Source organism: Pantanalinema rosaneae CENA516, assembly GCF_050753385.1.
GTDB classification, from domain to species: domain Bacteria; phylum Cyanobacteriota; class Cyanobacteriia; order Leptolyngbyales; family Leptolyngbyaceae; genus Pantanalinema; species Pantanalinema rosaneae.
Map to the genome: position 1 here is coordinate 1 of NZ_JBLZFZ010000116.1, position 6,781 is coordinate 6,781.

General features: G+C 67.0%; 4 protein-coding genes and 1 pseudogene. 4 read left to right on the forward strand and 1 reads right to left on the reverse strand.

Features of this window, described 5'->3' with window-relative positions:
• The 4 genes and pseudogenes from ACN4EK_RS31640 to ACN4EK_RS31655 form a co-directional block, all read left to right on the forward strand.
• Positions 1-499 (forward strand): tripartite tricarboxylate transporter TctB family protein (locus ACN4EK_RS31640; RefSeq protein ID WP_431662426.1); only part of this gene is annotated, 499 nt, incomplete at its 5' end.
• 226 nt (positions 500-725) lie between these two features.
• Positions 726-1,412, forward strand: a pseudogene (locus ACN4EK_RS31645) (AbrB family transcriptional regulator); the annotation flags it as partial.
• A complete protein-coding gene (locus ACN4EK_RS31650) occupies positions 1,334-1,621 on the forward strand; it encodes an AbrB family transcriptional regulator (protein WP_431662427.1) in 288 nt (95 codons plus the stop codon). The pseudogene ACN4EK_RS31645 and the gene ACN4EK_RS31650, both read left to right, overlap by 79 nt.
• 235 nt (positions 1,622-1,856) lie before the next feature.
• Entirely contained in the window at positions 1,857-2,207 is a 351-nt protein-coding gene (locus ACN4EK_RS31655; RefSeq protein WP_431662428.1) for a PaaI family thioesterase, read from the forward strand.
• 530 nt (positions 2,208-2,737) lie between these two features.
• On the opposite strand, the gene ACN4EK_RS31660 is transcribed toward ACN4EK_RS31655, so the two are convergent.
• On the reverse strand, positions 2,738-6,481 hold the full coding sequence (locus ACN4EK_RS31660; protein ID WP_431662429.1) for a peptidoglycan-binding protein: 3,744 nt from the start codon (positions 6,479-6,481) through the stop codon (positions 2,738-2,740).
• Positions 6,482-6,781 lie beyond the last annotated feature (300 nt).

Sequence of the window (6,781 nt, forward strand, 5' to 3'; positions counted from 1 at the left end):
AGATGTGTATAAGAGACAGATTCCCGACATGCGGGCGCGCCTGCCCCAGGCGGCGTTCACGGCTCTTCTCGCAGGCGCCGTGATCTTCGCCGCATACGACGCCAGCCAGGCGACGCGGTTGGCGCGCATGTTCCCGCTCACGGTCGCCCTCATCACCCTGGCGCTGATTCTGCCTCTCCTCTGGACCCAGCTTTTCGTCGCGAAACCACGCACGGGCGTTTTCACGGATACGGAATTTTCGACCGAGACCACCCATGGAAACCTTCACTACATTCTGTGGATGCTGGGCCTCCTCGGCCTGATCTCGGTCGTGGGATTTCCCGTGGGCGGGGCGATCTTCGTCATGCTGCTCACGACGTTCAAGGTCGGCGGTCCGTGGTGGCGCAACGCGCTGGTGGCGCTGGGAACGATCACGCTGCTTCTCGTTCTCGCCAAAGCTCTCAACCTCTATTATCCGCCGAGCCTGCTATCTCCCTACCTGCCGCAGGGCTGGGGCTGAGAGGCCCCGATGCGAAGAACGAAAGCCGCAGCCCGCCGACGCGCCGCTCGGCTGCGGCTTTCTCATGCGCAGCCAAAGCGCCCGACCGATCCCCCAGCACTGTCGCCCCTGCCCGCACGAGGAACCCGCCACCGTGATCAGACTTGTCCGAAGCACGTTGCTCGCACTCATGGTCGGCGGGACGGGCAGCCTTCTGTTCGTCCTGCTGGGCCTCCCGCTGCCATGGATGCTCGGGTCGCTCACGGCCACGGCGATCGTCGCGACCCTGGGAAGGAACTGGTTCGTGCCGCTGCCGATCCGCGACGCTGCGCGCCCGGTGATCGGCGTCATGGCGGGCAGCGCCTTCACGCCCGCGATCGTCCAGGTCTTGCCGCTCTGGTGGCCCGCGCTCCTCGTCGTCCTCGGCTTCACGCTCGTTTCAGTGATGGCGGGCTTCCTGTTTTTCGTCCGCGTGGCGGGATTCGACAAGGTCACGGCCTTCTTCGCCTCCGCTCCGGGCGGACTCGCCGAACTGACGACGCTCGGTGGCTCCTATGGCGGCAACCTTCGGGAAATGGTGCTGGTGCATTCGATCAGGATCATCTGCGTCCTTGCGATCCTCCCGATCCTGCTTCAGTTCCTCGCAGGCTACGACCTGAGCGCCGCCGTCTTCATTCCCCGGGCCGGCCATGCCGGCTCCGAAGGACTGACCGACTGGGCGATCCTGATCGGCTGCGGCGTATTGGGGTACGCCATCGGCAAGCGCGTGCGGGTTCCCGGCGGCGTGCTGATTCCCGCGTTGTTCCTGAGCGCTGTGGCGCATGGCGCAGGCAGGACTGACGCCGCGCCGCCGGGATGGCTCGTCGCCGCCGTACAAGTCGTCATCGGCTCCGCCGCCGGCGCGCGGTTCTTCGGGATCAAGCGCTCGGAAGCCATGGGAGCCATGCTCTGGGGTTGGTCTGGGCGGCGTCGCTGCTTTCCCTGTCCGCTATCGTCGCGACTTTGGGGCCGCCGCTGCTCGGGCAGCCGACGGGAGCGCTTCTGCTGGCCTTCGCGCCGGGCGGGACCGCGGAAATGACGATCCTGTCGATCGCGATCGGGATCGAAGTCGCCTTCGTCATCACCTGCCAGGTCAGCCGATGATGATGGTCTACGCGACGGCGCCGCTGTTGTTCGCGCTCTTCCGATGGCGCGGCGTGATCGAGCCGCCGCAAGACGCCGGACGGCCAAGGTAGATCGCTCGACGGAGAGAACCGACCGTCACCCTTCGTGAATCGCCGGGACCTCCATCGGGTTTCCGGATGCTCCAGACCCGCTGCTTCGCTTGAGCTGAGCAATTTCGAAGCCGGCGGGAACACGATACGAAAGAGAGAAGAAGATGAAAGCATTCGACTTCGCCGCCGACGGCTGGCGGCTCCACGAAGACGACGGGTTCCTGAATCATGTCGGTCCGATATGGGAGCGGCAATCCGACGCCGGCCTCATGTTGGCGTTTCAGTCGGAGAAGAAGCACGCCAACCTGCGCGGGGTCGTTCAGGGCGGGATGCTCATGACCGTCGCCGACCGATTGCTGGGCATGCATGGGCGGTTGATGAACGAATTTCGGCCGCAGGCGACGATGCATTTGGACGTGCATTTCCTTGCGCCTGTCAAAATGGGCGACGTCGTCATCGGAACGGCCCGCGTTCGAAAGAACACCCCTCCGTTCACTTCGTTGAAGGCGAGCTGACGGTGGACGGCGAAATGGTCGTTCTGGCCCGTGGCGTGTGGAAGAAACTTAGATCGGAATAGAATCGCGTCGCCCCCCGTTTCGCCGGCCCTGGCCGAACGTCCACCGCTACGGCCGGATGACGGGAAGGTGAAGCTCGACCCGGCGCCGGGCGGCGCCGGGTCGACACGGTCAGGGGCGCAGATCGGCCGCGGCTCCGGTCCGACGACGGCGTCTCCCGTATCTCCGCCGAGACCGACGATGGGATCGCCGTTGAGGAAGATGCCGATCATGTCGGCCCGGCGCTCGTGCGGCAAGGACATGCTGGCAAGGACATGCTGGCCACCGGCGTCGTCGCGCGCCGAGCCCATCACTGCGCCGAGTTTTGTCGGCTTCTCGCGCGGCGGGTCAAGCACGGCGTCCCGTCGGACCTCGGCATGGGCCTTGGTCCCATGACGTTGACGGGCGCCTCGAGAAGCCGACGGGCGTGGTCTACTCGAAGACGCGCGTCATGGAGCCCGTGGACGCCCGGCCCGCCGGGTTGGTCCGGTCTATTCCTCCAGGGCGGCGATCCATCGGCTCGCGTAGCGCCGTCCGAACGCCAGTCGTCGACAATGTTCGCGGCGCCGGAGCAATCCGTTCGAACGCGTCGCGGCGGTAGCCGAACTCGGCGTCGATAAGATAGCCCAGGACGAGGCAGCGTTCCTGATACGCGCCGAGCGCCGGATTGCGCGCCGTGAGATGCAGACGGATGACGATTCCTTCCAATCGCCGGCCTTCCAGTCCGCAAGGCCGAAGTCCAGCAACTCGGCGCGACGAACCGAAAATTCCCTTCCTCCCGAACGCTGCTCCCGCCGCCATTCGGCGAACCTGGGAAACAGCGAATGGGGGCGATTGGCGACCGAACTGTCGTCGATGATGGCGAAAGCGCCCTCCTGCAGATCATTGAAGGCCGCCCGCGCCTCTTGAGCGTAGGTCGAGCGCAGGTCCGTCTCCCGGGCCTGCCGGCGGGCCTCCGCAGTGGCTCTCTGTTCACGAAGGAGCAGGGCCCGGCCCTCGAGATTCTGGCGCATCGCAGCGAGGTCGCGCAGCCTTTCCTCGTCACGCGCGATTACCGCCTGTCGCGCCTGCTCCACGTGATCCGCCTCAAACCAGATCGGCGTCAGGCGATGCCGCAGGCCATCGCGCGCGAAACCCGCGAGAAACGCGTTGAGCGAGGCCCCTGCGGCCATGACCGCCCCGCATTCGCCGCGCATTGCGCGGGCGTAGCTCCGCTCGGCGTTGTCCTGAATCCTGCGACGGCCGATCGGCGAATGCAGCGCGATCCGATCCTCGACGCTCGTCGCCAAATGGGCGTTGAGCGCGACCGAATGCTCGTCGCCGCCTTCGTCGACGATGCACAAGGCGTCGCCGCGCTCAGGCAAGGCTATCAGCCCGACGCCGTCGCGCGCGCCGGCGGCCAGCTCCTCGCGCAGGGAGACCAGAAAGGCTTCTTGCGCTGCGCTTTCCTCCGCTACGTTTTCCCAGGAAATCACTGCAAACGGTCTGAGATCCTCCGCTTCGAAGCGCTGCACCAAGGCTTGAGCGGCGAGCACGTCGCCCTGCAGGAAGCGACCGCGTTCCAGAAGGACGAGATCCTGCTTGAGGAGTTCGGCCGGATCGCAGCGGCGCCCTCCCATGAGCAGCTGGCCGCCGGATTTCCGCAGCTCCAGCAAGGCCAGATCGACCGACAGGGTTGGCGGCGGCGGTTCGTGCATCCAGCAGACCTGGGCGCGCCGGCCTTCGAACACGGGGTCCCCACGCAAGTTCAAGCGAAGATGCGGAGCGCCGTTGGAGACGTTGCGCAGAATCAGGACGTCGCGGGGGTCGCCGTCGAGCAGCGCCGCGTTCAGAGCCGTGATCGCCAGCCCAGCCGGCGACCGAGCGACGGCGATGCTCTCCGTCGGTTCAGGCGCAACCATGGCGGCATGCCGGGCGAATGCGTCCATCAGGCCGAGCTCGGACAGTTGCTCGCGCTTTTCAGCGAGCGTCAGAGCAAGACCCGCCGGCGCAGCGGCCTCCAGCGCGTCGGTAATCGCCGCATGCGCTGCGAGAAGGGTGTCGGCTTCGAGGGCGAGCGGGTTTTCAGCGATATACGCCTCGATGAAGGCGCGTTTCAGTTCCAGCCGGGCGGCCGCAGTGACGGCTCCGTCGCTGGCGGCCACGGCGCCCGCCTCGGCGCGGCGCGTTCGGAACGCTACGAACGGAGCCTCGGCGCCGAGTGCGTCCTCCAACGCCTGCCGGGCGACTTCAATGCCGGCGATATCGAGGCCCTCACGTTGCCCGCGCAGAGCGCCGATCGCGCGGGCCACCGGGATGGCCGCATCGAACCGCGCTCCGCTTTCGACGAAATCCTCGATTTCGGCGAGGAGCGCCGCGGCGCGCTCGCGTGCGGTCGCCAACGTGAGCTGCGTCTGCGCCGCGCGCGCGTCCTGCTCTCGCAGGGTGGTCGCGGCGACGCGCGGAGCGAGCGTGAAGGCCCGCGACGCATCGCTCAGGCCGAGGCGGTCCAGCCGCATCTGCGCGCCGGCCTGCTCGCGCACGATCCGATCGGAATCGTCGGAGCGCAACGCGTCTTCCAATTCCGCCTGAATGGTCAGCAATTCCGCCGCATGAGGCGAAAGGACATTGCGGGTCAAATGGTCTCGGATAAAGGCCTCGAGCCGTCGGGCGTTCTCTTCGGCCTGCGTCAGCGCGCTCGCCTCGGCGGCGCGCTCGGCCGCCAACTTCGCCTGACGGAAGCCCTGGAAGGACTGCTCCCCGACCAGGAGATCGGCGAGAGCGCCTTGCGTCTGGAGCAAGGCCTCAGGCTCCCCTTGATCGAGAGCCGCTTTCAGGTTGACGACCGCGCGGGATACGCCGAGCCCGTTCTGGAAAGCGCCGCCGGATGAGGCGAAGGCGTCGAGCATGGCGATCGTGGCTTCGCTTTCGCGGCGGGCGTTCGCGAGGGCGATGGCCCGGCGCTGCTCTTCCGCGCGCTGGCGCTCGACCTCTTTCTGTTCTTCGGCTCGCGCCAGGAATTCCGCGCTCTCGCGATCGGAAGGGTCGGCGGAGAGAGCGGCTGCGCATGACGCCACGGCTGCGCTCCAACGCCCCTCTTCCGCGTCGCCGAAACAGCTGGCGCGAACCCTGCCGCGTTCGGCGCGCTCCAACGTCGCGTCCGTGTCCGCAAGTTCCTGCGCCAGTCCTTCGAGCGCAGCCGCCTGTCGATCGCGAGACGCCTGAGCGTCATCCCTTACGTCTTCGGCGCTGCCCTGATCCAGGTTGTCGAGATCGGCCTCGGCGAGAGCGAGAGCGTCCTTGGCCATCTCGAGATCGCGTTCCAGCCGCCGGCGCTCGACCCGAGTGGTGGCGACCAGCAGATCGAGCTGACGCTCCGCGGTGGCGCGAGCCGCGAGAAGCGCGTCGTCGTCGCGAATAACGAGAGCGGCCTGACGGCAACGCGGCGCGGCCCGAGGCCAATCGCGCTGCGAGACAGCCTCGACGCATTCGTCACGCGCCACCCCGGCGGCCTCGTAGCGCTCGCGCTGGCGGTCGAAGACCTCCCGATCTGGAGCGCCGGACTGGATGAAGATGCGATGCTCGTCCGCCGTGTCGAAACCATCCCGTTCGGCCGCATCGAGCGCGCGGCGCGTGGCGAACCCGCGTCGCCGAGCGTCGGCATAATCCCGATAGGTCGAAAATCCCGATGCGCCGAAGGCGCGCCATTGTTCATACGTGTCGACTCCCGCGCGGCGTGCGTTCTCCCATTCCCGGCCGTTCTGAAAGCCGGCGGCGTCCGCCGCCTGCATATCGCTGCGGTTCGAGAAACCGCGCGCCAGGGCTTCCTGCGTCTCGCGCTGAGAGCGGAAACCCGCCGCGGCGCGGCGTTCGAGAGCGACGACGTCGCTCTCCTGCAATGGGCGGTCAGGGAGGTTGAAGGCGCTCAGATAGGCGGAAACCGCACGGCGGGTCCCCGGCCCGGCGGACCCGTCGATCGCCATCGTGTAGAAGCCGAGTTCCTTCAACGCGGATTGCGCGCGCCGCACCAGCGCGATCTGGGCTTCATTCCGGCGATCGACTTCCCGCTGCCGGATTTCGCGCTCCCGGTTGATTCCCTGTTGCCGGAGCGCACGCTCGCGCTCGAACTGCTGCTGGCGAGCTCCTTCCTGGATCACTTGATTCATGATGCCGAAAAAGGCGTCGACCTGAGCAGAAGCCGGCAGGGGCATCGCTACGAGCCCGATCAAACCCGCGATCGCAAGGTGCTTTCTCATCGGCGCCCCCCGGCAGGCCGATGACGCATCATGAGCATATTCTCGTGAATGCGCCGGTCGTCGCGCAATCAGGAATGCGCGCGACGAACCATCGGCTCGGAATTTTCGATATTCGAGATTGCTACGCTTGCCGTCCGAGCGCAAGCGCGTCGATGACGACTTTGAACCGTCCCTGGGTTTCCGGAGGCTGGCGGGTTCGCGTTGCGCGGCGAGGCTCCGCTCGTCCCGCGCGGCGCAGCAGCGATCCTCGGCTTCCGCCGGCGGGCGGCGATTGTCGCACCGCTCGAACCGGGTCGCGAT

Coding starts and splice junctions, on each gene's coding strand:
- ACN4EK_RS31650 (WP_431662427.1), top strand. CDS start 1,334: ATGGCTCGTCGCCGCCGTACAAGTCGTCATCGGCTCCGCCGCCGGCGC.
- ACN4EK_RS31655 (WP_431662428.1), top strand. CDS start 1,857: ATGAAAGCATTCGACTTCGCCGCCGACGGCTGGCGGCTCCACGAAGAC.
- ACN4EK_RS31660 (WP_431662429.1), bottom strand. CDS start 6,481: ATGAGAAAGCACCTTGCGATCGCGGGTTTGATCGGGCTCGTAGCGATG.